The 22,394-nt window shown below is 73.9% G+C and carries 22 protein-coding genes; 10 read left to right on the top strand and 12 right to left on the bottom strand.

The features are described 5' to 3' along the window. Positions 1-77 precede the first annotated feature (77 nt). Positions 78-1,337, bottom strand: coding sequence for an ROK family transcriptional regulator (locus EF879_RS01795; protein WP_123553985.1), 1,260 nt, complete (start codon positions 1,335-1,337; stop codon positions 78-80). Between the two features lie 51 nt (positions 1,338-1,388). Between EF879_RS01795 and EF879_RS01800 the strand changes: the two genes are divergently transcribed. The 4 genes from EF879_RS01800 (at position 1,389) to EF879_RS01815 (ending at position 4,503) form a co-directional block, all read left to right on the top strand. Further along, positions 1,389-2,012, top strand: coding sequence for an HAD-IA family hydrolase (locus tag EF879_RS01800; protein ID WP_123555236.1), 624 nt, complete (start codon positions 1,389-1,391; stop codon positions 2,010-2,012). Between the two features lie 280 nt (positions 2,013-2,292). Beyond that, a complete protein-coding gene (locus EF879_RS01805) occupies positions 2,293-3,339 on the top strand; it encodes a DUF4192 domain-containing protein (protein ID WP_123553987.1) in 1,047 nt (348 codons plus the stop codon). A gap of 199 nt (positions 3,340-3,538) precedes the next feature. Beyond that, complete coding sequence (locus tag EF879_RS01810; RefSeq protein ID WP_123555238.1) at positions 3,539-4,180, top strand: molybdenum cofactor guanylyltransferase; 642 nt, start codon at positions 3,539-3,541, stop codon at positions 4,178-4,180. After that, positions 4,177-4,503 (top strand): DUF6457 domain-containing protein, encoded by a 327-nt coding sequence (locus EF879_RS01815; RefSeq protein WP_233604167.1) that lies wholly within the window; start codon positions 4,177-4,179, stop codon positions 4,501-4,503. Before EF879_RS01810 ends, EF879_RS01815 begins: the two co-directional genes overlap by 4 nt. Here EF879_RS01815 and EF879_RS01820 read toward each other — a convergent pair. Next, the gene (locus EF879_RS01820) at positions 4,444-5,211 is read right to left on the bottom strand and encodes a PadR family transcriptional regulator (RefSeq protein WP_123553989.1); all 768 of its coding nucleotides are present in this window, start codon (positions 5,209-5,211) and stop codon (positions 4,444-4,446) included. The genes EF879_RS01815 and EF879_RS01820 overlap by 60 nt on opposite strands. Positions 5,212-5,307: 96 nt before the next feature. Here EF879_RS01820 and EF879_RS01825 point away from each other — a divergent pair, with 96 nt between their 5' ends. Together EF879_RS01825 and EF879_RS01830 are read left to right on the top strand one after the other, a co-directional pair. Next, positions 5,308-6,204: a PHB depolymerase family esterase gene (locus EF879_RS01825; protein ID WP_123553991.1), complete on the top strand. Its 897-nt coding sequence runs from the start codon at positions 5,308-5,310 to the stop codon at positions 6,202-6,204. A gap of 216 nt (positions 6,205-6,420) precedes the next feature. Continuing rightward, positions 6,421-7,524: a hypothetical protein gene (locus EF879_RS01830; protein ID WP_123553993.1), complete on the top strand. Its 1,104-nt coding sequence runs from the start codon at positions 6,421-6,423 to the stop codon at positions 7,522-7,524. Between the two features lie 22 nt (positions 7,525-7,546). On the opposite strand, the gene EF879_RS01835 is transcribed toward EF879_RS01830, so the two are convergent. Both EF879_RS01835 and EF879_RS01840 read right to left on the bottom strand, forming a co-directional pair. Continuing rightward, complete coding sequence (locus tag EF879_RS01835; protein ID WP_123553995.1) at positions 7,547-9,562, bottom strand: beta-propeller domain-containing protein; 2,016 nt, start codon at positions 9,560-9,562, stop codon at positions 7,547-7,549. A 150-nt stretch (positions 9,563-9,712) separates the two neighbouring features. After that, a complete protein-coding gene (locus EF879_RS01840) occupies positions 9,713-10,171 on the bottom strand; it encodes an Lrp/AsnC family transcriptional regulator (RefSeq protein ID WP_123553997.1) in 459 nt (152 codons plus the stop codon). An 82-nt stretch (positions 10,172-10,253) separates the two neighbouring features. Between EF879_RS01840 and ddaH the strand changes: the two genes are divergently transcribed. Further along, on the top strand, positions 10,254-11,063 hold the full coding sequence (ddaH, locus tag EF879_RS01845; protein WP_123553999.1) for a dimethylargininase: 810 nt from the start codon (positions 10,254-10,256) through the stop codon (positions 11,061-11,063). Positions 11,064-11,163: 100 nt separating this feature from the next. Here the strand turns inward: ddaH and EF879_RS01850 are convergent, their stop codons facing one another. The 4 genes from EF879_RS01850 to EF879_RS01865 all read right to left on the bottom strand — a co-directional run bounded on the left by EF879_RS01850 (position 11,164) and on the right by EF879_RS01865 (position 14,931). Further along, positions 11,164-11,556, bottom strand: a complete 393-nt coding sequence (locus tag EF879_RS01850) for a sensory rhodopsin transducer (RefSeq protein ID WP_123554001.1) — start codon at positions 11,554-11,556, stop codon at positions 11,164-11,166. Then, positions 11,553-12,743 (bottom strand): D-arabinono-1,4-lactone oxidase, encoded by a 1,191-nt coding sequence (locus EF879_RS01855; protein ID WP_123554003.1) that lies wholly within the window; start codon positions 12,741-12,743, stop codon positions 11,553-11,555. The genes EF879_RS01850 and EF879_RS01855 overlap by 4 nt, the downstream gene beginning before the upstream one ends. A gap of 70 nt (positions 12,744-12,813) precedes the next feature. Then, complete coding sequence (locus EF879_RS01860; RefSeq protein WP_123554005.1) at positions 12,814-14,016, bottom strand: ABC transporter substrate-binding protein; 1,203 nt, start codon at positions 14,014-14,016, stop codon at positions 12,814-12,816. An 81-nt stretch (positions 14,017-14,097) separates the two neighbouring features. Continuing rightward, the gene (locus tag EF879_RS01865) at positions 14,098-14,931 is read right to left on the bottom strand and encodes a S9 family peptidase (protein WP_123555240.1); all 834 of its coding nucleotides are present in this window, start codon (positions 14,929-14,931) and stop codon (positions 14,098-14,100) included. Between the two features lie 137 nt (positions 14,932-15,068). On the opposite strand from EF879_RS01865, the gene EF879_RS01870 reads away from it, so the two are divergent. Next, positions 15,069-15,665 (top strand): bacterial proteasome activator family protein, encoded by a 597-nt coding sequence (locus EF879_RS01870; protein ID WP_123554007.1) that lies wholly within the window; start codon positions 15,069-15,071, stop codon positions 15,663-15,665. 101 nt (positions 15,666-15,766) lie between these two features. Here the strand turns inward: EF879_RS01870 and EF879_RS01875 are convergent, their stop codons facing one another. Further along, entirely contained in the window at positions 15,767-17,293 is a 1,527-nt protein-coding gene (locus EF879_RS01875) for an MFS transporter (RefSeq protein WP_123554009.1), read from the bottom strand. A gap of 130 nt (positions 17,294-17,423) precedes the next feature. Here EF879_RS01875 and EF879_RS26915 point away from each other — a divergent pair, with 130 nt between their 5' ends. Continuing rightward, positions 17,424-18,482 carry an Lrp/AsnC family transcriptional regulator gene (locus EF879_RS26915; protein ID WP_158624090.1) on the top strand — a complete coding sequence of 353 codons (1,059 nt, stop codon included), beginning with the start codon at positions 17,424-17,426 and terminating at the stop codon, positions 18,480-18,482. 98 nt (positions 18,483-18,580) lie between these two features. On the opposite strand, the gene EF879_RS01890 is transcribed toward EF879_RS26915, so the two are convergent. From EF879_RS01890 to EF879_RS01900, 3 genes are all read right to left on the bottom strand, one after another. Next, positions 18,581-19,402 (bottom strand): HAD family hydrolase, encoded by an 822-nt coding sequence (locus tag EF879_RS01890; RefSeq protein ID WP_123554013.1) that lies wholly within the window; start codon positions 19,400-19,402, stop codon positions 18,581-18,583. A 153-nt stretch (positions 19,403-19,555) separates the two neighbouring features. Beyond that, a complete protein-coding gene (gene serS, locus EF879_RS01895; protein ID WP_123554015.1) occupies positions 19,556-20,812 on the bottom strand; it encodes a serine--tRNA ligase in 1,257 nt (418 codons plus the stop codon). A gap of 96 nt (positions 20,813-20,908) precedes the next feature. Beyond that, a complete protein-coding gene (locus EF879_RS01900) occupies positions 20,909-21,730 on the bottom strand; it encodes a hypothetical protein (RefSeq protein ID WP_123554017.1) in 822 nt (273 codons plus the stop codon). Positions 21,731-21,851: 121 nt separating this feature from the next. Between EF879_RS01900 and EF879_RS01905 the strand changes: the two genes are divergently transcribed. After that, a complete protein-coding gene (locus EF879_RS01905) occupies positions 21,852-22,283 on the top strand; it encodes an OsmC family protein (RefSeq protein WP_123555242.1) in 432 nt (143 codons plus the stop codon). The last annotated feature ends 111 nt before the right edge of the window (positions 22,284-22,394 follow it).

Raw genomic sequence — 22,394 nt, forward strand, 5'->3', positions numbered from 1 at the left:
GGGAGTCCCGGGCTCTGGCCTCGACGGGGGTCCCCGGCTCCGGCCGTGCCGGGCGGGTGTCGCGGGTCCGCCGCCGGTCAGTCCGCCGAGCGGAGGTGCGCAGCCCACTCGGCGAGGGCACTCTCCCCGGTGATGTGGTCGAGGCCGAGCACGGCGGCACCGTGCAGGGGTCCCTCGTCGCCGAAGGCGGCGGCCACGACCGGCGGGGGCTGGGCCCGGTGGACGGACATCAGGCCGGCGGCGTACGCGTCGTCGAACGCCGGGCCGGCGACGCGGCGGAGCGCCGGACCGAGCCCGCCGAGGGTGACCAGGTCCGGGTCGTGGAGGTTGACCAGGGCGGCGATGCCGTCGCCGAGGGCCGCCGCGACGGCGTCGACCGCCCGTCGGGCCGCCGGGTCGCCGCCGTCGCGCGCCGGAACCCGCCGGCCGGAGCGGGGATCGGGGTCCGGGCCGGGGTGCGGGGCGCCGGTGGCGCGGCGGATCACCTCCCACGCGTAGCTGAGGGCGTCGACGGGCGGGGGTTCGCCGAGGTGACGGGCCAGCGCGCGGCCGTCGACGGCGAGATCCCAGCATCCTCGGGCTCCGCAGGGGCAGCGGAGGGCGCGGTCGCCGAACGGGAGATGGCCGTACTCGCCGGCCGCGCCGTGGGCACCGGTGACCGGGCGGCCGTCGATGGTGAGCGTCCCGCCGACCCCGACCTCGACGATGAGGTGCAGCGCCGTTCCGGCGGTGGTGGCGGCGCCGGCCCGGGCCTCGGCGACCCCGGCGAGCGTGGCGTCGTTGCCGAGCAGCAGCGGCAGGGACGTGTCGCGGGCGACGGCACGCAGGTCGACGGCGCCCCAGCCGAGGGTGGCCGCCTGAACGAGGTGGTCGTCGTAGATGGCCCCGGCCACCGCGAGGGAGACCGCGCGTAGCCGGTGGCCGTACCGGTCCCGGGCCCGGTCGACGGCGCGGCGCAGGGTGGCCAGGACGGCGTCGGGCTCGCGGCTCGGGTGGCGGCGGCGTCGTGGCTCGATCAACCGCCCGTCGACGGTGGCCACTGCGGCCCGCCAGTCCTCCTGACGGAGGGCGAGCGCCAACACGACCGGCCCCTCCGGGTGCGGTCGCAGCACGGTGGTGGGCCGGCCACGGCCGACCACCGGCGCCGGCGCCTCGGTCAGCAGCCGCAGGTCGCGCAGCCGGGCGACGATCTCGGTGGCCAGCCCACTGGTCAGCCCCAGTTCCCGGGCCAGCGCGGCGCGGGTGATCCCCGGGACCCGGCGCAGCGTGGCCAGCACCTGTGCCGCGGTGTGCCAGCGGAGCGTGGCGGCCCGCCCCTGGTCAGGGTTTCGTGGCATGCTCGGCGTCACCACCTTATGCTCGTAGGACGAGCATATTAGGGGGTTGTGGTGGAGAGGATCGAGGTCGACGCGGTGCTGCTGGACATGGACGGCACCCTGGTGGACTCGGACGCCGCCGTCGAGCGCGCCTGGCGTCGCTGGGCGACGGAGTACGGCGTCGACCCCGGCCAGGCGCTGGCGATCGCGCATGGCAGCCCGGCGGACCACACGGTGCGCCGGCTGCTGCCCGAGCTGGACGAGGCGGGGGTGGCGGCGGCCGCCGCCCGCCAACTGGCGTTGCAGTACGACGACCTCGCCGACGTCGTACCCACCCGGGGCGCCACCCACCTGCTGTCGACGCTGGCCCGGCTCGGCCTGCCCTGGGCGGTGGTGACCAGCGCGGACGCCCGGCTCGCCAAGGCCCGGCTGGCCGCCGCCGGCATCACCCCGCCGGTGCTCGTGACCGTCGAGGACGTCAGCGCGGGAAAGCCGGATCCGGAGGGCTACCTGCGCGCCGCCGCGCTGCTCGGCGTCCCGCCGGCGCGGTGCCTGGTCGTCGAGGACACCGAGGTGGGGCTGCGGGCCGGACGGGCGGCGGGCGCGCGGACCGCCGCGTTGAAGGGGCTGGACGGCGACGTACGCCCCGACGACCTGGCGCACCTCGCCCGCCTGCTGGAGGCGGCCCGGGCCTGAGCGCCGGTGCCGTCCGCCCCGCACACGGGCGGCGGCTGTCGCCGCTGACCGGGAGGAACCAGCCGGGGAGCGCCCGCCCCCGCACGAATGGCGGGTCACCTGACCGCGTCCCGGCCCTCCCGGCCACCCGCCCCGAACTTTTTTCGGCGTTACCGGCGGGCCGAGGTTCGGCCCTGAGCAGGCAAACTACGCTCGGTAACTGTGGATAACCCGGCGTGTCGTCCACAGCCAGATCTCGGTGCACTTCCGATCATCGATGCGTCCCGCCACGCTGCCGGGCATGACCTCGACCGTTCACGTGTCCCTCGTGGTCCGATCCACCGCGGACCTGCTCGCCGCCGTGCCGTACCTGTTGGGCTTCCATCCCGCCGACAGCGTGGTGGTGGTCGCGCTGCGTGGCACACGCATCGTCTTCCTGGCCCGGGGCGACCTGCCGGGTCTCCCGGCCGCGTCGGAGCCGCCCGGGGACGGGCTCGGCGAGGCCGCCGCGGAGCTCGCGGCGGTCGTCGCCCGACAGGGCGTCCACGCGACCATGGTCGTCGGGTACGGTCCGGCGGCCCGGACCACGCCGATGATCGACGCGCTGATCGTCGCCCTCGGTGAGGTGGACCTGCCCGTCCTGGAGGCGCTGCGGGTGACCGGTGACCGCTACTGGTCGCACGTCTGCGGGGACCCCGTCGGCTGTCCACCCGAGGGTACGCCGTTCGACGCCTCGACCAGCCAGTTCGCCGCGGCGGCGACCTTCGCCGGCCAGGTGGCGCTCCCCGACCGCGACACGCTCGTCCGCCAGATCGCCCCGGTCGGCGGCTCGGCCCGCCGGGCGATGCGCGAGGCGACCCGAAAGGCGGAGGTCCGACTCCGGGACCTGCTGGGCCGGGCACCGGCGGCCGACGCGCTGAACCAGCGGACGGTGTGGCGCGCGGGCCGTGCGGCGGTACGGCTGGCGCTGCGGCGACACCGCGACGGAGGGCAGCTCACCGACGACGAGGTGGCCTGGCTCAGCCTGCTGCTGGTGCACCTGCCGACCCGGGACGACGCCTGGCGGTGGACCGGCGGTGAGGAGTGGCACCTGACACTGTGGACGGACGTGCTCCGTCGGGCCGAACCAGACCTGGGTGCGGCGCCGGCCAGCCTGTTGGCGTTCGCCGCGTGGTGTGCGGGCCAGGGAGCGCTGGCGAGCGTGGCGGTGGATCGGGCGCTGGAGGCGCAGCCCGACTACTCGATGGCACTGCTGCTCGCCGAGGCCCTGCGGGTCGGGATACCACCGTCCATCCTGGACGACTGGGCCGAGGTGGCGCGGTCGGCGTGCGACCGGTCGGACGACTGATGAGGTGCCGGGCGCCCTCGGGGCCCCGAACCCGCGCCGCACGGGTCATCCGGAGCCGCCGCGCCCGTCCGGGTTCCTTCGGTCGGCGGGCAACGACTGCCGACCGGACCGCGATCCGGATACCGTTGACCTTGTGACCGGGCAGGTGAAACCGGCCGGCTTCGCGGCGGTGGTGTTGACCGGCGGGGCCGCACGCCGGATGGGCGGCGTGGACAAGCCGGCGCTGCCGGTGGGCGGCAGCCGGATGCGGGACCGCGTGCTGGCGGCGGTCGCCGCCGCGCGGCCCCGGATCGTCGTCGGCCCGGCGGACGACCTGCCGCCGGACGTCCTTGACGTTCGGGAGCAACCGGCCGGTGGCGGTCCGGTCGCGGCGCTCGCCGCCGGCCTGGCGCTGCTCGACGGGACCGACGCGGGGCACGCCAGCCCCGGGCCCGACACGGCGCACGACGGCCCGGGGCCCGACGGCGCCGACGGCGACGGTGAGACCCGACGCGCACCCGTCGACTGCGTCGCCGTGCTCGCCGGCGACCTGCCGCTGCTGACCGCCGCCGCCGTGCACGGCCTCCGGGCCGCGTTGGACCGAAGCACGGCTGACGGCGCCGTCTACGTCGACGACGCCGGCCACCCGCAGTGGCTCTGCGGGGTCTGGCGGCCGGCGGCGCTACGGCGGGCGCTGGACCGGCTGGCCGCCCGGCACGGCGGCCTCACCGGTACGTCGGTGCGCGCGCTGATGGCCGAGTTGACCGTCGCCGAGGTGTCGTGGCTCGGTCTGGGGCCCCCGCCCTGGTTCGACTGCGACACTGACGAGGACCTACGCCGGGCGGAGGAGTGGACACGATGAGCAGGATGGACGACTGGGTGGCGGCGGCCTGCGCCGAACTCGGCCTGACGCCGGCCGAGGTCGACGTGCGGGTGGTACTGGACCTGGCCCGCGACGTCGCCCATCACGTGCTTCGGCCCGGCGCACCGGTGACGGCGTACCTGCTCGGGATAGCGGTCGGCCGGGGCGCGGATCCGGCCACCGCCGCCGCCGGCCTGGCCCGTCTCGCCACCAGCTGGGCGGACGCCGAGTCCGGGGCGGCCGAGTCGGGAGCACCTAGGCCGTCAGGCGCCGGTGCCGCCGGTACGGGGTCGCCGGACTCCGGCGCGGTGGCCCCGGCCTGACCGGCGGCCGTACGCCGAGTCCGGCTCGTCCGCGCCCGGCACGGCCGTCCCGGTGGGGCCGCCGGGCTCGCCCTCCGCCGGGTCTGCGGCATTGTCCTCCGCCGGGGTGGCGGAGCCGGGCGGGGCACCGGCCGGCTGCGGCGGGCCGCCCCGCTCGGCCAGCTCGGCCATCTTCTCCGCCAGCCAGCGGTACCAGGCGATCCGGACCGGTCCGGTCGCCAGGGCCAGCTCCAGGGTGGCGTACGCCCCGAACTGCGGGTGCTGGACGTCGTCCGCGTTCCGGGAGACGAGGTCGGCGTGCTGCGCCCGGAAGTCCTCGTGGCGCCGCTCGTACGCCTCGGCCTCGGCGAGGTAGAACTCCCGCATCCGCGCCGGGTCGGCCGCCGCGAGGGCGTACGTCTTCAGCACCGCCTCGTCGCGCGGGGCGCGGGGCGCGGGGGGCTCGACCAGCCAGGCGGCCAGCGCCGCGCGGCCGGCGTCGGTGAGCCGGTGGGTCTTGCGCTGCCGCGGTCCCGGACCGGCCTCGGCATCGTGGGTGATCAGCCCGGCTGCCGACAGTCGGGCCAGCTCGGGATAGATCTGGCTCTGCTGCGCCGTCCAGTAGTACCCGATGGGCTTGCGCATCCGGCGGACGATCTCGTAGCCGGTCAGCGGACCGCGATGCAGCGTGCAGAGCAGGGCATAGCCCAGTGGGCTGACAGTGGCCAAACTGTTACCTCCCGGTGCCTCCCGGCTTCAGCCTAGCTATGTCAGTTTTGACATAGTGCCCCGGCACTGACGTGATGGATCGAACGGGGGAAGCTCATGGCACGGAGGCTCGGACACGGGATTCTGGCGGCGGTCGCGGTGACGGCGATGCTCGGCGCGGCCGGTTGTGGGAGCGAGGGCGGGACGAGCGCGGGAGGCGCGCCGAGTCCGTCCCGTGCGGAGCGCCCGGAGGTCGCGCCGGCACCCGGTGACCACAGCCTGACGATCGACTCGGGCGGTGTCGAGCGGACCTGGGATCTGCATGCCCCGCCCACCTACCGGCCGGGTACGCCGGTTCCGTTGGTGGTCGCCCTGCACGGCACCGACCAGAGCGTGGCGACGCTGCGAGAAACCAGTGGACTGGACGCGGTCGCCGACCGGGAGGGCTTCCTGGTCGCGTACCCGAAGGCACTCGGCCGGGAGTTCAGCAGGCTGGCCGACCAGGGCGACGACGTCACGTTCGTCCGGGCACTCGTCGACCACCTGGTGACCAGGTGGTCGGTCGACCCGGCCCGGGTCTACGCGACCGGCTTCTCCTCCGGCGCCCGGATGACGTACGCGCTCGGAGTGGAGGCCGCCGACGTCTTCGCCGCGATCGCCCCGGTCAGCGGTGCCTTCGCCGGAGGTCCCGCCGAGGCCGACCCCACCTACAAGCCCTCCCGGCCGGTAGCGGTGATCACCTTTGTCGGCAGCCAGGACCGCGGTTCGGCCCGAATCTACGCGGGCCTGGCGCGGTGGCAGAAGAACCTCGGCTGCCAGGTCGGGAAGCCGGTCTGGGTCGACCGGGAGAAGACCGTGAACCGCACGGTCAGCCGCTGTGCCGACGGCAGCGAGGTGGTCGACTACACCCTGAACGGCATGGGGCACGCCTGGCCGACGTCGACGGCGGACTGGGCCGTCGACGCGAGCCAGGCCATGTGGGAGTTCTTCACCGCCCACACGCGACGCCCGTGACCGCTGGCCGGCGCCCGTGACCGTCGACGGGCGTCCCCGTACGCCCGTGACGCCGTCGCCCGCGAGCGGCGGTCAGGACGGTGGCCGCCGAGGGGTGTAACAGTCGACACTGTGAGTAATAATGACAGCGTTCGATTGTCCGATGGGGGTCGCCAGTATCCCGCCCCTCCGGTCCGCTGGGTAGGGTGTGCGATGCCCTGACGGACGGAGGCGATCATGACGGCTGACAACGCGGCACCGCCGGGCGGCGGGGTGGCCTCGGCGAACTCCGCCGACCAGTACGAACCGATCCTGCTCGACGATCCCACCACCGCCGACCTGCGGGTCAAGGTGACCGAGGCGTGGCAGGACTTCGCCCGGGCGTTGGCGAGTCAGCTGCGCAGCCTGCCGGCCGGGGCACAGGTCGTCCTGACCCTCGACCCCACGGCCTCCGGCACCGGGGACGCGATCTACTCGGTCAGCATCGAGGTGGGTGAGGAGGGCCAGATCGACCTCCGGGCGGTCGGCAACGCCGCGCTGCCGCAGGGATACCGGCTGGACCGGTCCGCGGTCGCCAGCATGGTCGCGCTCGGCTGGTCACCCCCCGGCGTCATCGAGGGCTCCGGCGAGCACTTCGGGATGCGGGCCACCGCGGCCGAGGCGGGCCGGCTCGCCACCGTGGTCTCGCGCACCCTGCGCGACGTGTACGGCGCACCGCACCCCGCCTTCCTCGTCTTCCTCGTGCACGACGCGGACGACGAGCCGATCCCGGTGGAACCCCTCGGCACCGCCCGGCCCGAGACGGCGACCAACCCCCGCCTCGAACTCGAGCGCGAGGAGGCGCTCGTCGCGGCCCGGGCCGGCCAGATCGGCGACGAGTCGCTGGCCCTGAACGAGCGGGTCCGGACGGTGATCTCGGCGATGCTGAAGTCACCGGTGGACCAGCTCCAGGTCGACTCCGACGGCGACATCGGGATCCGGGCCGGTTCCGCGATGGTCTTCGTCCGGGTCCGGGACAACCCGCCACTCGTCGACGTCTTCTCTCCCGTGCTGACCGAGGTCGAGCCGACCGAGCAGCTGTACGTCAAGCTCTCCGAGCTGACCAACCGGATGCCGATCGGCCGCCTCTACTGCACCAACGACACCGTCTGGGCCTCGATCCCCGTCTTCGGCCGCAACTTCCAGCCCACCCACCTGATGCTGGCCGTCCAGGTGATGACCGGCCTGGCGGACGAACTCGACGACCGGCTGCACGGCGAGTTCGGCGGCCGGCGGTTCTTCGTCGAGGGCGACAAGCCGGCGCAGCGGGAGGGCGAGCACCGCACCGGGATGTACCTCTAGCCCGTCCTCCCGGCGCCGCCACTCAGAGCCGTACGGTGCCGAGGGTGGCGAGGCTGTTCAGGTCGGTCGCCTTGAGTCCGCCGTCGGAGACGGTCCAGAGCACGGAGCCGACCACCAGGGACCGGCGAATCATCCCGCCGGTCTCCGGGCTCGCCAACTCGGCGTGGTCCACCAGGCCGGCCTCGGCCAGACTGCGGTCGCCCACCCGCAGCACCAGCGCCCCACCGCCCGGGGCGCCGCCCTGCGGCTGGTACGTCGTCAGCGGTACCACGAGGGTGCCCGTGGCCGGCCAGTAGAGGAACGCGTGCGGGTCGAACTCGGCCTCGGAGTGGCCGTACCGGACGTGGTGCTGGGCGATCCGGGTCGGTTGGCTCAGGTCCGAGACGTCGAAGAGCGAGACCTGGCAGCCCTGGGTACGCCCCTGACCGTCCGCCTCCTGGCCGATCCCGATCAACCGGCCCGCCCCGACCGGGTGCAGGTACGCCGAGTATCCGGTGATCTTGAGTTCGCCGGTGACCTTCGGCGCCGACGGATCGCGCAGGTCCAGGGTGTAGAGCGGATCGGTCTGCCGGAAGGTGACCACGTACCCGGTGCCGTCGACGAACCGGACACTGTAGATCCGTTCACCCCTGCCCAGCCCGGTGACCCGGCCGGTCTCGGTCAGCGTCCGCCCGTCCGCCCGCAGCACGTACACCGCCGAACTCGACGCCGCGGCGTCGCGCCGGGACTCGCCGCTGGTGGTGGCGACCCGCAGGTGGCCGTTCCACTCGGAGAGGGCGTACTGGTTGATCAGCCAGCCCGGGACGGCGGCGGCGGTGACGTAGCGCGGCCGGCCGCTACCCGTCACGTCGAACTGGTAGATCTCGGTCCGCTCGTTCTTCGGGTCGGGCGTGGTCACCCCGCCGTCGGCACGGAACACCGACATCCGCCAGCGCTGGTCGCTGGTGACGTAGAGCCGGGATCCGTTGCTGTAGACGGTGTCGCCGTCGGCCACCACGGTGACCGGATCGCCGTCGCCGAGGCTGGTCGCCCCGAGGTCGAAGCTGAGCACCGAGAGCAGTGAGGTGCCGGAGTACTCCGCCGGCCGGCTCAGCCGGTCGCAGCCGACCCGACCGGTGGTGGTCCGGCCGGCGGTGGTCGTCTCGTACCGGGGCAGCCAGGCCTCGATCGGAGCCTTCTCGACGATCTTCCGGTTCGTGGCGAGGCTCTTCCGCTCGTCGACCGGCCCCGATCCCCGGTGCGTCGGGAAGGCGAACCGGGGCCTGGAGCGCACCACGACCCGGACGGTCGCGCCCACCTGCCGGGCATCCACCAGCTCACCGTCGAACCGGTACTCGCCGAGGATCCGCGGCGCGCCGGCCAGGTCGACCAGGATCAGTCGGGGGCCGACGACGGGGGTGTCGTCGGCCGGCGGTACCTCCGCTCCGCCCGGCCGACCCACGGGGTGGGACAGGTCGATCCCGTACTGCCGGACCAGCACCAGGGCCCGGTCGCCGTGCAGCAGCAGCTCCGCCTCGGCCCAGCCGTCCCGGTCCGTACCGGGATCGAGGTCGAGGCTGCCGGCGAGCCGCCGGCCCGCCGGGTCGACCACCCGGAGCGTGCCCCGGCTGACCGTGACGATCCGCCGGCCGTCGGTCTTGACGAGGTCGGGCTCGTCCACCCCGGCCTCGTGCGTGTTCGTGCCGGAGTGGCCGGGGCCGCCGGGACCGTCGGGCACGCCCTGCTCCGTGGCGGCCCGGTTGTCGGTTTCGGCGCCCTCCAGCGCCGGCTCCGCCCGGAACCACCCGTCGCCGACGAGCCCGTACGGCCCGACCGCGGCCACGGTGGCGGCCCGGAGCCCCTCCAGCGCGTCGGTGCAGGAGTCGAAGGAGACGAGCCGGAACCCGCCGGCGGGTACGCCGGGGTCGCGGACCGGGGCGGTCGGCGTCGGTTCGGGCTCGGCGGTGCAGCCGGCGAGCAGGGTGCCGGCGAGCAGTGTCAGCCCCGCGATCAGCGCGGTGCCGGGAGTGGCGGCGCGGGTTCCGCGATCGGAGCTCATGCCCGGTCAGACGCGGGGACCCGGCTCACCGTTCCCGCGGCACGTCGGGACGGACCGGTCACCCCGGCACCCGCCCCATCCGGGCCGGGGGCACCGCAGCGCCGAAGGATCTCTCGGTCGCGGTCAGGGTGTGGGAGTGCGTCGCCCGGGTCATTCCGGGGCGGCGATCACCGTCGGCGCCTCGACCAGCCGGGAGAGCACGATCATGCTTCGGGTCGAGGTGATGAAGGGTTCGGCGCGGAGCCGCTCCAACGCCTGTTCCAGGTGGGCGATGTCGGCCGCGCGCAGGTGCACCAGGGCGTCCGCCTCGCCGGAGACCGTGTACGCGGCCACCACCTCCGGGTGCCGTCGGGTCGCGACCGCGATCTGGGCCGGGGTGGTCCGGCCGGTGCAGAAGAGCTCGACGAAGGCCTCGGTGCTCCACCCCACGGCGGCCGGGTCGATGACGCTGGTGAATCCCCGGATCACCCCGGCGGCCCGGAGCCGGTCGACCCGCCGCTTGACGGCGGGCGCGGAGAGGGAGACCCGGGCCCCGATCTCCGCGTACGACGCCCGGGCGTCCGCCACCAGCGACGCAATGATTCGCTGGTCAACGTCGTCGATCTGCAACGTTCCGCCTCTCGTAGGCAACGGTTCCGGCTGTTAGTAAACCTGCACCGTACCTACCCTTGGACCCGTGAGCCAGCCGAGGATGCCAAGAAAGCGGACATATCTTCTCTGTCCGCCGGAGTACTTCGCGGTGGAGTACGTCATCAACCCGTGGATGGACACCGCCACCCCGGTCGACCGCGAACTCGCGGTCAAGCAGTGGCACCGGCTGCGTGAGACCCTGCTCGACCTCGGCCACACGGTGCACGAACTCACCCCCGAGCCGGGGCTGCCGGACATGGTCTACGCGGCGAACGGCGCGTTCACCGTCGACGGCACCAGCTACGGTGCCCGGTTCCGGCACCGGCAGCGGGCGGCCGAGTCCGACGCCCACCGGGCGTTCTACGAGGCGTACGGCTGGCCGTACGTCGCGCCCACCGAGACGAACGAGGGCGAGGGAGACTTCACGTACCTCCCCGAGGCGCACGGCGGCCTGATCCTCGCCGGGTACGGCTTCCGCACCACCGCCGCCGCGCACACCGAGGCGCAGGAGGTACTGGGCCGGCCGGTGGTGTCCCTGCGGCTCGTCGACCCCCGCTTCTACCACCTGGACACGGCGCTGGCCCCGCTCGACGACCGGACGATCGCCTACTACCCCGGGGCGTTCTCGGCCGCCTCCCAGCGGGTCCTGGCCCAGCTCTTCCCCGACGCGGTCCTGGCCGACGAGGCCGACGCGGTCGCGTTCGGGCTGAACCTGGTCAGCGACGGCCGGCACGTCGTCCTGAGCAGCGAGGCGACCGGGATGGCGGCCAAGGTCAAGGCGGCCGGCTACCTGCCGGTGCCGGTGGAGCTGTCCGAACTGAAGAAGGGCGGCGGCAGCGTGAAGTGCTGCGTCGCCGAGCTCCGGGCGTAGCCCGACCCCGACCCGACCCCGGCGCGGCGCCGGCTCCGGCCGTGGTCGAGGCTCCGGCCGTGGTCGAGGCTCCGGCCGTGGCCGAGGGCGCCGCCAGCCGCTATCCGTCCGGCAGGTCCGCCGGGTGCGCCAGAGCGGTCGCGATGCCCAGCGCCCCGGGCAGCCGGGTGTCCTGGCGGCCGAACTGCACGACCACCGGCACGCTGGAGTGCAGCACACACCCGAACGGCCGGTCCAGCCGCAGCGCCTCCGGGTCGATCAGGTCGTTGAACCGGATGTGCCGGACCCGGCGGGCCGGCACCTGCACCGGATACGGGCCCACCGGCTCCTGGTCCTCGTAGTAGATGGTCAGGACCAGGTCGGCGGGTTCGTCTCCCGCGTTCAGCACGCAGACCTCGTCGAAGCTGGTGAAGGCCGGCTCGGGCCCGTTGCTCGGGAACGGGATCCGGCCGGCGGGGACCACCCACACCCGGTGCCCCAGTTCCCGGGTCACGGCTGCTCCAGCAGGCGGGCCAGGTCCGGGGTGAGGAAGACGCCGTCCGGGTCGAGGGTGCGACGGACCTCGGCGAAGGCGTCCCACGCGGGATAGAGCGGACGCAGCTCCCGGGCGGTGAGCGAGTGCTTCTTCCCCCAGTGCGGTCGTCCGCCGTACTGCAGAAACACCTCCTCGACGTCGGCGAAGTACGCGTCGTGCGGCAGGGAGGTGTTCTGGAGGCAGGCGATGGTGGTGGTCGGCCGGCCGTACGCGCCGCTGAGGTAGATGTCGTCCGCCGCCACCGTACGGACCAGGATCCGCCAGCCCACCTCCCGCCGGTGGCGGTCCCTGATCCGCCGCCGCAGTTCGGCGAAACAGTCGGGGAAGGCCGCGGAGGGGATCAGGTACTCGATCTCGTCGAACCGCAGCTCGCGGTGGCGGGGAATGCTGAGGTGGCTCGCCTCGGCGAGGCTCTCCCGGTACGGCGTCGGCGGCCGCAGCTCCGGCTCGTGCCCGATCGGGTTCAGTGTCCGGATCTGGGTCTGATCGCTGCGCGGGTACCAGTAGAAGTCCATGTTCCGGTTCTCCCGCTGGAGCTGTTCCAGGTTGTCGAGGGTCCAGTCCACGTGGCTGCACCAGGTGCGCCGGTGCAGCTTGTACACCTGACTCAGTTGCAGGGTGATCCGGGTGAGGACGCCGAGCGCGCCCAGGGAGAGCCGGACCGCCGGCAGCAGGTCGGGGTGGTCGGTGGCGGAGACGTCCAGCACGTCACCGGTCCCGGTGACCAACCGGACCGCCACGATCTGCGTGGAGAGATTGCCGAACCGCAGCCCGGTGCCGTGCGTACCCGTGGCGGTGGCGCCCGCGATCGTCTGCAGGTCGATGTCGCCGAGGTTGTCCATCGCCAACCCGGCGTCGTAGAGCTGCTCGCCGAGGTCCCGCAGCCGGCTGCCGGCGCCGACGGTGGCCTGCCGGCGCTGCTGGTCCTGGTGCAGCAGGCCGTCGAGTCGGCGCAGGTCGATCAGGATCCCGTCGGTGCGGACCAGCGGGCTGGAGGAGTGCCCGGAACCGACCGGTCGCAGGGTCCGGCCGGTGGCCCGGGCCCGTTCGACCAGCCCCCGGACCTCGTCCTCGCTGGCCGGCTCCGCGTACTCGCCCGGAACGAAGCGGAGGCTGCCCGACCAGTTGCGCCATTCCCGGGCCATGCCACCCCCCTCGTCCGGTTCTTACCCAGGCCGGGGGGACCGAAACAGCGACGCGGCGGTACGGAGGCGGTCAGCCCAGGGTCGCCAACTCGCTGATGAGGACGTTGGAGAGGACCTGCCCGTCCCGTTGCACCCGGCGCAGGTACCACTTCTGCTGCGGGGTACGCGGCTGGTTGAACTGCCACGGCCCGCGCGGGCTGTCGATCTGACCGACCCGGCCGAGCGCCAGGTTCAGGTTGAGCGGGCTGAGGTCGCGACCGGCGAGCCGGATTCCCTTGTCCAGCACCTGCGCCGCGTCGTACGACGCCACCGCGTAGGTGGTCGGCGTCGAGCCGTGCGCCTTGCGGAAGGCGGAGGCGAACCGGCGGTTGGCCGCGTTGTTGAGGTCCGCCGAGTAGTTCAGCGAGGTCAGGATCCCCTCGGCCTCGGAGACCTTGAGCTGTTCGAGCACGGTCCCCTCGGTGAGGAAGCCCGGCGCGTAGATCTGCTTGCGGAAGCCGGCCTCGTGCAGCCGCTTCAGGAACACGACGGCGGCCTCGCCGGAGAAGAAGCAGTAGAGGGCGTCCGGCTTCCGGGACATGATCTCGTTGATCGCCGCGGCGTACGTGTTGCGGCCGGGCTTGCCCTTGACGTACCTCGTCCAGATCACCGGGTCGGCGATCCGGTCGTCGGACTCCCCGAAGCTCTGGCGGAACCCCTGGACCGCGTCGAACCCGGCGTCGTAGTCGGGGGCGACGATCGCGACCCGACCGCCGGCCGGGACCCGCTGGGCCACGTACGGGGCGAGGGCCCGCCCCGCCTCGTCGTTCACGTACGAGGTGCGCCAGATGTAGACGACGCTCTGCAACGTCGCCGGCGAGGCGTTGGAGCTGATCAGGGGGACCTTCGACTGCTCCACGGTGTCCCGGATCGCGGACATCACCGCCGAGCTGACCACCCCGGTGAGCGCCACGACCCCCTGCTTGATCAGCCCCTCCACCGCGGCCTTGCCGGAGTCGGGCGTCTCGCCCTCGTCGGCGACGACGAGCTCCACCGGGTGCCCGCCCAACCGCTGGTCGTTCAGGTCGAGATAGAGCTGGAAACCCCGGATGAGTTCGTCGCCGATCGGCTTGAAGGCGCCGGACTGGGCGGCGACCATGCCGATCCGGACCGGCTCGTCGCTGCTCGGCTCCCCGGCGTCGTCACCGACCCACCGGCTGCAGGCCGCGGTCAGGCCGGTAGCACCCAGGGCACCCAGCACCCTGAGCGCCTGTCTGCGGTCCATCTGCGACACGAAACCCTCCCGGAGGTGCGCCTGGATCGCAGCCCCTCCGGCGTTCTACCGGGTACGCGACGCTGCGTCAATGGTGTGTGGTTACTCGGTGAGCGAATGTAACCCGGCTATCACCGCAGTCCAGGCGGCGGACAGGGGATCAATCAGGCCGAAGTGCTCGCAGTCGGGCAGTTCGACCAGCCGCAGGTCGGCACCGGCACGTCGGGCCAGGGACGCGTACCCGACGCTCAGCTCCACCGGCACCTGTTGGTCCCGTCGCCCGTGCACGATCCGTACCGGCACGGCGGGCGGGGGACGGCGGGCCGGGTCCGCCGCCGCGTACCGCTCCGGCACGTCGTCGGGGCCGCCGCCGAGCAGCGCCGCCACCGCGCCGCCGTCCAGGTCCCGCCGGTACGCCTCGGTCAGGTCGGCCACCGGGGCCAGGGCGAGCACCCCGCGGAGGTCGGCCCCCGCCCGGGTGGCGTACCAGAGCGCGAGGTGCCCGCCCGCGGAGTGCCCGAGCAGGATCGGCGGACCCGGAGCGACCCGGTCGGCGGGAAGCGCCGCCCGGGCCAGGGCGGGCACGGCGGTCACCCCGTGCGCGACGTCGTCGAGGGTGCCCGGCCAGCCGCCGCCCGGTTGACCGGTCCGCCGGTATTCCAGCTGGGCGACCGGGTAGCCCCGGGCGGCCAGGTCAGCGGCGAGCGGACCGGTGTGCCGGCGGTCGTACTCGGCCCGCCAGAAGCCACCGTGGATCACCACCACCAGCGGCCGGGGCGGACCGGGAGCCGGCGTACGCAGGTCGGCGACCTGGTCGGGATGGTCGCCGTACCGGACCTGGGCGTCGGGCGGCGGCGCCGGTCGGTCGAGGACCGAGCGTGGGTCGTCGGACGGGACCCCGGCATCTCCCGCGGCGGCGGCTGGGCTGTCGACCATGGCCGGACGGTACCGGCCGCGACCATCGGGGCGGTGTGACCAGACCCGCTCCGGCGGGTCGCTCCCGCCCACGGCCGTGGTTCCGACCACGTGGCGCCGATGCGCGGCGGGGCGGCGGGTTGCGCAAAGATGGGAGCATGACCGACGTGCCACGTTCCCCGGAAGGCAAGGACGAGTCGAGCAAGCCGGGTGACCGACCCGGTGGGGCGGTGCTGGTGGTCGGCCCGGACGGGCGTCCGGTTGGCACCATGCCGACTGATGGCGAGACGTCGGGCGAGGACCCGGGCCGGTTGATCGAGCAGCCGGCGAAGGTGATGCGGATCGGCAGCATGATCAAGCAGCTGCTGGAGGAGGTCAAGGCCGCGCCGCTGGATGATGCCAGCCGCAACCGACTCCGCGAGATCCACCAGCGGTCGATCGTCGAACTGGAGGACGGGCTCGCCCCGGAGCTGCGGGAGGAGCTGGAGCGGCTTTCGCTGCCGTTCGGTGAGGACGCCACGCCGAGCGAGGCCGAACTGCGAATCGCCCAGGCCCAGCTCGTCGGCTGGTTGGAGGGGCTCTTCCACGGCATCCAGGCGGCCCTGGTCGCGCAGCAGATGGCGGCCCGGATGCAGCTGGAGCAGATGCGCTCCGGTCGGCCGGCGCTGCCGATGGGGCCGGGTGGCACCGCGCCGGGAGTGCCCGGAGGCCCCGGTGAACGGAGCGAGGGCCACGGCACCGGCCAGTACCTCTGACACTCCCGACCGGCCACCGTGCGCCTGACTCCCGACCGGCCACCGTGTACCGTCCCGGCTGGGCTGGTCCCGGCCGCAGCCTCCCACCCGGCCCGGACGGCTCAGGAACGGCCGAGCGGTGTGCCGGCCGGCCGTCGGGCCTCCGCCCCGCCGGCGGCGACCTCCTCCGCCCCGGCCTCACCAGGGCGCGGCGTCCGACCGCCCGCCGCCGCGGCGCCGGTCCGGGTCGGTGCGTCAGCCCGGCTCGGTGCCGTGGCACCCACGAGCACGACGGTCAGGACGGCGCCCACCAGCCCCGCCCCGCCCGCCACCAGGTAGCTCGTGGTGAGCGCGGCGGCGACCTCGGCGACCTCGGCGACCTCGGCGGCCGGCCCGGCCGGCCCGCCGGGCGCCACCGCCGAGACGATCCCACCCAGTACCGCCACCCCGAGCGCCAGCCCGAGCTGGCGGGCCGCGTTCAGCGCACCTCCGGCCATCCCGGCCCGTTCCCGGGGCACCGTGCCGAGCAGCGCCGACGACAGCGGGGGCAGCGCCAGCCCCGCGCCGAGGCCGACGCAGACCATTCCCGGAACGAGCACCCCCGCGCCCGAGCCGGCCTGGATTCGCGCCTGTAGGACATCTCCCACGCCGACCAACAGCAGCCCGCCCGCCACCGACCACCGGGCCGGGACACCGTGCCCGAACCGCCCCATCACCAGGGGCACCACGAACGAGACGAGGCTCATCGGCAGGATGACCAGGCCGGCGGCGACCGGACCGAGGCCGAGCCGATGCTGCATCCAGAGCGAGGCGTACGGAAGCATCGCCCACGCCGACAGCGACAGCAGCGCGCCGGCACCGAGCAGCCCGACGAAGGCCCGGTGCCGGAACAACCCGAGATCCAGCATCGGCTCGGCCACCCGACGCGCGACAGCGACGAAGCCCACCAGCGCCACCGCCGCCACCAGCAGGGGTGCCCAGGAGTCGGGCCCGGTCCAGCCCTGCTCGCCTCCGCGGATCAGCCCGTACGTCGTCGCCGCCGCGGCGATCGTGAACGTGACGATCCCGAGCGGGTCGAGCCGGCGCCGACCCGCCCCGGTGCCACCGGCGACGGTCCACAGCGTGATCGCGACGGCCAGCGCCGCCACCGGCACGTTCACCGCGAAGATCCACCGCCAACTCAGGTGCTCGGTGAGCAGTCCGCCGACGACCGGGCCGGCCGCGGCGGCGCCCCCGTTGACCGCGCCCCAGACCCCGAACGCGACCGCCCGGTCCCGTCCGTGGTACGTCGTGCCGAGCAGCGCCAGCGTGGTGGCGAACATCGCCGCCGCCCCGGCTCCCTGGAGCAGCCGACCCGTGATCAGCATCCCGGTCGACGGGGCCAGGGCGCAGCCCAGCGAGGCGAGACCGAAGAGCCCGAGCCCGCCGACGTAGACCCGCCGGTGGCCGAGCCGGTCCGCCAGCGTGCCGGTGCCGAGCAGCAGCGCGGCCAGGGCCAGGGCGTAACCGTCCACGACCCACTGGAGACCGGCGAAGGACGTACCGAGCTCGTCCGCCATCGCCGGCAGCGCGACGTTGACGATGGTGACGTCGACCAACAGCATGAACGCGCCCAGCCCGACCGCGACCAGTGGCCACCACCTTCGCATGGGAACGCTCCGTGCCGATCCGATACCCGCCGGTCTCCCACTCTGCGGCCGCTCCGGCGGGAACGGCTCGTCCCGCCGGCTGATTCGGTGGAAATCAGGATCCGGCAAGACTAAACAGGTGGAAAGCGTCATGGACGAGCGCGATCAGTGGATCATCCAGGCCCTCCAGGTCGACGGCCGGGCGTCGTTCGAGCGGATCGGCCGGGCCGTCGGACTGCCCGCGCAGATGGTGGCCCGCCGGTACCAGCGGTTGCGCGCCGAGGGGACGGTGCGGGTGGTGGGGTGGAGTCCGTACTGGGCGCTCGGCGCCACGCCGTGGCTGCTGCGGATCCGGTGCGCCCCGGACCGGGCCGACCGCATCGCGCGGGCGCTCGCCGCGCGGTCCGCCACCACCTGGGTACGGACCTCCGGGGGCGGCGAGATCGTCTGTGGCCTGCGCGCGGCGACCCCGGGGGAGGAGGAACAGCTGCTGGTTAGCCTGGACCGGACGCCCCGGGTGGTCAGCGTCGCCGCCTACTGCGTTCTGCACCGCTTCGGGGCCGGCCGGGCGCCGTGGCGCGGCTGGCCCTCCCCGCTCGGCCCGGACCGGGTCGCCCTGCTCGCACCCGACGAGCCGACGTCACGCCGTCCGGAGCGGGCAGGCGGGCGCCGCCCGGAGGTGAGCGCCGTCGACCGTCGCCTCCTGGCGGAGTTGGGGGTCGACGGCCGCACCCCGGTCAGCGACCTCGCCGCCCGGGCGGGCGTCTCCGAGTCGGCGGCTCGCCGCCGTCTGCGGGCACTCCGGGAGACCGGCGTCGTCCGGTTCGAGGTCGACTTCGATCCACGCGCCGTCGGCCTGCGGACCGAGGCGATGCTCTGGCTGACCGTCCCACCCTCCGCGCTCGCCGAGGTCGGTGACGCCCTCGCCGGGCACCCCGACGTCTCGTTCGCCGCCGCGACCAGCGGCCCGGTCCCGCTCGCGGCGAGCCTGCTGCTGCCCGACCCGTCGGCCGTCTACACCCACCTGATCGACACGGTCGGGGCGCTCTCCGCGGTCACCGGGGCCAGCACCACGATCTTCACCCGCACCTACAAGCGGCAGGGCGGTCCGCCGCTGTGGCCCAGACCGTCACCCGTCGGCGCGGGCACCGGTACGCGGCCGGTCGGCACCGGCATCCCACCGGTCGACGCCGCGCTGCGCCGGGGCTAACGGCCGGTCGCCGGGGCTCTGGCGGCCGGTCGCCGGCCTCGAGGCCGCCGAACCGGAACAGGCGCTCCAGGTGACCACCAGCCGGGGCAGTGCGCTCGTCAGCGGGACAGTAGTCGATCAAGATAGATCGCTACCCCGTCGTCGTCGTTGCGCAGGGTCACCTCGTCGGCGGCCCGGCGGACCAGCGGGTGGGCGTTGGAGACCGCCACCCGCGCCCAGCCCGCCCACTCGAACATCGGCAGGTCGTTGGGCATGTCGCCGAAGACCAGGACCTCGGCGGGGTCGACACCGAGGGCTTCGGCGACCACCGCGAGACCGGTCGCCTTGTCCACGCCGGGCGGGCAGATCTCGATGAAGCCGAGTCCGGCCTGGGTGATCGCCGCCTGCTCCGGCGGCACGATCCGCTGGGCGATGGTGAGCAGCTCGTCCACGTCGTGCCCGGGTGCCCGGGCGAACGCCTTGATCACGTCACCGGTCAGGCAGTCGAGCCGGGGTCGGGGCTCGAAGCGGTCCTGGTACGGCCAGGTCACGTCGAAATCACCCCAGAGCGGGGCGTTCGGTTCATCCAGCGCCTCGACCATCACGGTGAGCGGGCCGACCTCGGCCTCGATCGCGTGCAGCAGGTCGGCCAGGGCCGGACCGGGCAGCCGCTCGTCCCGGAGGACGATCGGCCCGCGCGGGTCGCTCTGGTCGATCACCCGGCCGCCGCCCGCCATCACCAGGAAGTCGGCGGCCCGGATGTCGTTGCGGGTCAGTTCGGCCAGCCGCGGGCCGCGTCCGGTGGCGCCGACCACCGGGATGCCGGCGGCCCGCACCCGGTCCAGCACCTCGTGGGTGTACGCCGAGACGGTGTCGTCGCTGCGGACCAGGGTCCCGTCGAGGTCGGTGGCGATCAGCTTCGGCAGCCCGGGTCGCGGCATGGCTCCTCCTTCCGCCCTGCCACCCACCGGCCGCCCGTGACGAGCGGAGACGCGGTCTCACCGGGTCAGCCGGCGATGGCGGGGCAGCAACCGTATCTCACCTTCCGCAGCCCAACCATGACTTTTGCGTGAAGCGTCGCCGACCTCCCCGGGTCACTTCGGTTCGAGCACGTCCCGTCCCCCGACGTACGGCTGGAGCGCCTTCGGGACCCGGACCGAGCCGTCCGGCTGCTGGTGGTTTTCCAGGATCGGCACCAGCCAGCGGGTGGTGGCGAGGGTCCCGTTGAGGGTAGCGGCGACCTGCGGGCGGCCCTGTTCGTCCCGGTACCGCACGTTCAGCCGCCGTGCCTGGAACGTGGTGCAGTTCGAGGTGGAGGTGACCTCCCGGTAGCGGCCCTGCGACGGCACCCAGGCCTCGCAGTCGTACTTGCGGGCGGCGCTGGTGCCGAGGTCGCCGGCGGCCACGTCGATCACCCGGTACGGGATCTCGACCTTGGCCAGCATCTCCTCCTCCCACGCCAGCAGTCGCAGGTGCTCGTCGTGTGCCTGCTCCGGTCGGCAGTAGGAGAACATCTCGACCTTGTCGAACTGATGCACCCGCATGATGCCCCGGGTGTCCCGGCCGTACGACCCGGCCTCGCGCCGGAAGCACGACGACCAGCCGGCGTACCGGATCGGCTCGGTCAGGTCGAGGATCTCCCCCCCGTGGTACGCGGCGAGCGACACCTCGCTCGTGCCGACCAGGTAGAGGTCGTCGGCCTCCAGCCGGTACACCTCGCTGGCGTGCGCGCCGAGGAAGCCGGTCCCCTCCATCGACTCCGGCTTGACCAGCGTCGGAGTGATGCTGGGAATGAAGCCGTACTCCACCGCCTGGTTCATGGCGAGCTGGAGCAGACCGAGCTGGAGCAGCGCACCGACCCCGGTCAGGAAGTAGAAGCGGCTGCCCGACGTCTTCGCCCCGCGTTCGACGTCGATGGCCCCCAGCCTCTCCCCCAGCTCCAGGTGGTCGCGGGGGTTCGCGATCTCGGGCCGGGTGCCGACCTCACGCAGCACCACGTAGTCGTCCTCGCCGCCGGGAGGCGTCCCCTCCTCGACGATGTTCGGGATCGCGTACTGCGCCCGGCGCAGCGCCGCCTCGGCCTCGTCGACCGCGGCCTCGGCCGCCTTCACCTCGGCGGCGAGGGCCTTCGTCCGGGCCAGCAGTTCGGCCTTCTCCGCCGGGTCGGCCTTCGGCATTCGCTTGCCGAGCTGCTTCTGCTCGGCGCGGAGCGCCTCGAAGCGCTGGACCGCCGCCCGTCGCTCCTCGTCGGCGCGGAGCAGGTCGTCGACCGCGGATTCGGACTCTCCACGGGCACGCTGGCTGGCACGTACGGTGTCCGGGTCGTCGCGGAGCAGGCGCAGGTCAATCACGGGAACCGAGCCTACCGGGGGCGGGGGCGGAGGTGCATCGACATATGGCCGCGCCCGGAGCGGGGGCCTCGTCCGGGCCAGGACGCCCCAGGGCGGCTAGCGCACGAAGGGCTTGGTCGGGGTGACCGTGAGGTCGATCGGCGCCTCCCGATCGTCGTCGTCCGGCTCCGCGCGCCGGCTCCGCGGGGGCCGGTACCACGGCCAGTCCGGCGCCGGCGCCGCGTCGGTCGTACCCGCCCCGGCGGTCGGTGGCGGGGTGGCGGCCCCGGCCGCCCGGACGAAGGGTCCGGCGAGCAGCAGGGCGAGACCGAAGAGGCCGGTGCCGACGAACGCCAGGACCAGACCGCGGCCGTGCTCCGTGGTCAGCCCTTCGAGCTGGCCGTAGCCCTCCCAGCGGCGGCTGGCGGTGTCGCTGAGGAAGGCGGCGGTGGCGATCAGGAAGCCGAGCACCACGCCGGCGGCCGCCAGGCCGGCCACCCGGGCGTTGTGCCGGATCCCGGGCGAGCCGAAGAGGACCAGGGCGAGACAGGCGGTCACCACGAGGATCCCAAGCAGGTACGCCGGACCGAAGGTGAGCAGCTCCGCGACGCCGCTGGCGACCTCGCCCCGCGCGTCGGGGTCGGTGCCGCTCTCGGTGGGGAGGTGGATGACCGTCCAGTCCTCGACGAGCGAGCCGAAGATCGCGAGTGCACCGAGCGCCGCGGCCACCGGCACCGGCCGGCCGTCGCGGTGGAGCCGGCTGAGGGCACGCCCGGTCCACCCGCCGCCGGCCCGTCCGCCCAGGGAGACGACGCCGACCGTACCGTCCGGTGTGGCCGCCGAAACCGGACCGGCGTCCGCCGCCGGTGCCGCAGGGTCGCTCGGCCCGTCTGGCCGGGGAAATCCGTCCTGCCGGGGAATGGGGAAGTCCTGGGACATGCCTGACCCCTCACACGGCGCGCTCCTGCCGTCGATGATGGCACAGCGTCCCGGTCGACACCGGCCACCGCTGTGACCGACACCGTCGCGTCACCCCGCACTTTGGGTTAGCGTCGTGACCATGCCTATCCGCACCGCATCCGCCCGCTGGCAGGGCAATCTCACCGAGGGCTCCGGCACGATCCGCACCGGCAAGGGCGGGCTCGAGGGGGCCTACTCGTTCAAGTCGCGCTTTGAGGAGGGCGAGGGGACCAACCCCGAGGAGCTGATCGGGGCGGCCCACGCCGGCTGTTTCTCGATGGCGCTGTCCAAGGCCCTCGCCGACGCCGGGTTCACCCCGACCTCGGTGGAGACCACCGCCAAGGTGCACCTGGACAAGACCGACGCCGGGATGACCGTGACCCGGATCGACCTCGACACCGTGGGCGAGGTGCCCGGCATCGACGAGGCCGAGTTCACCAAGCTCGCCGAGACCGCAAAGGCCAACTGCCCGATCTCCCGGCTGCTCTCGCCGGGTGCCGAGATCTCCCTCACCGCCCGCCTCTCCGCCTGACCGACACGTCTGGTGTCCGGTCGCGGTGACCGGCAGCTCTTCGGCGAGCGCTGCCGGATCACCGGTCACCGCGACCGCCGACGCGCGTGGACGTGCCGCTCGTGCTCCGTG

Source organism: Micromonospora sp. HM5-17 (assembly GCF_003762835.1).
Lineage (GTDB): Bacteria > Actinomycetota > Actinomycetes > Mycobacteriales > Micromonosporaceae > Plantactinospora.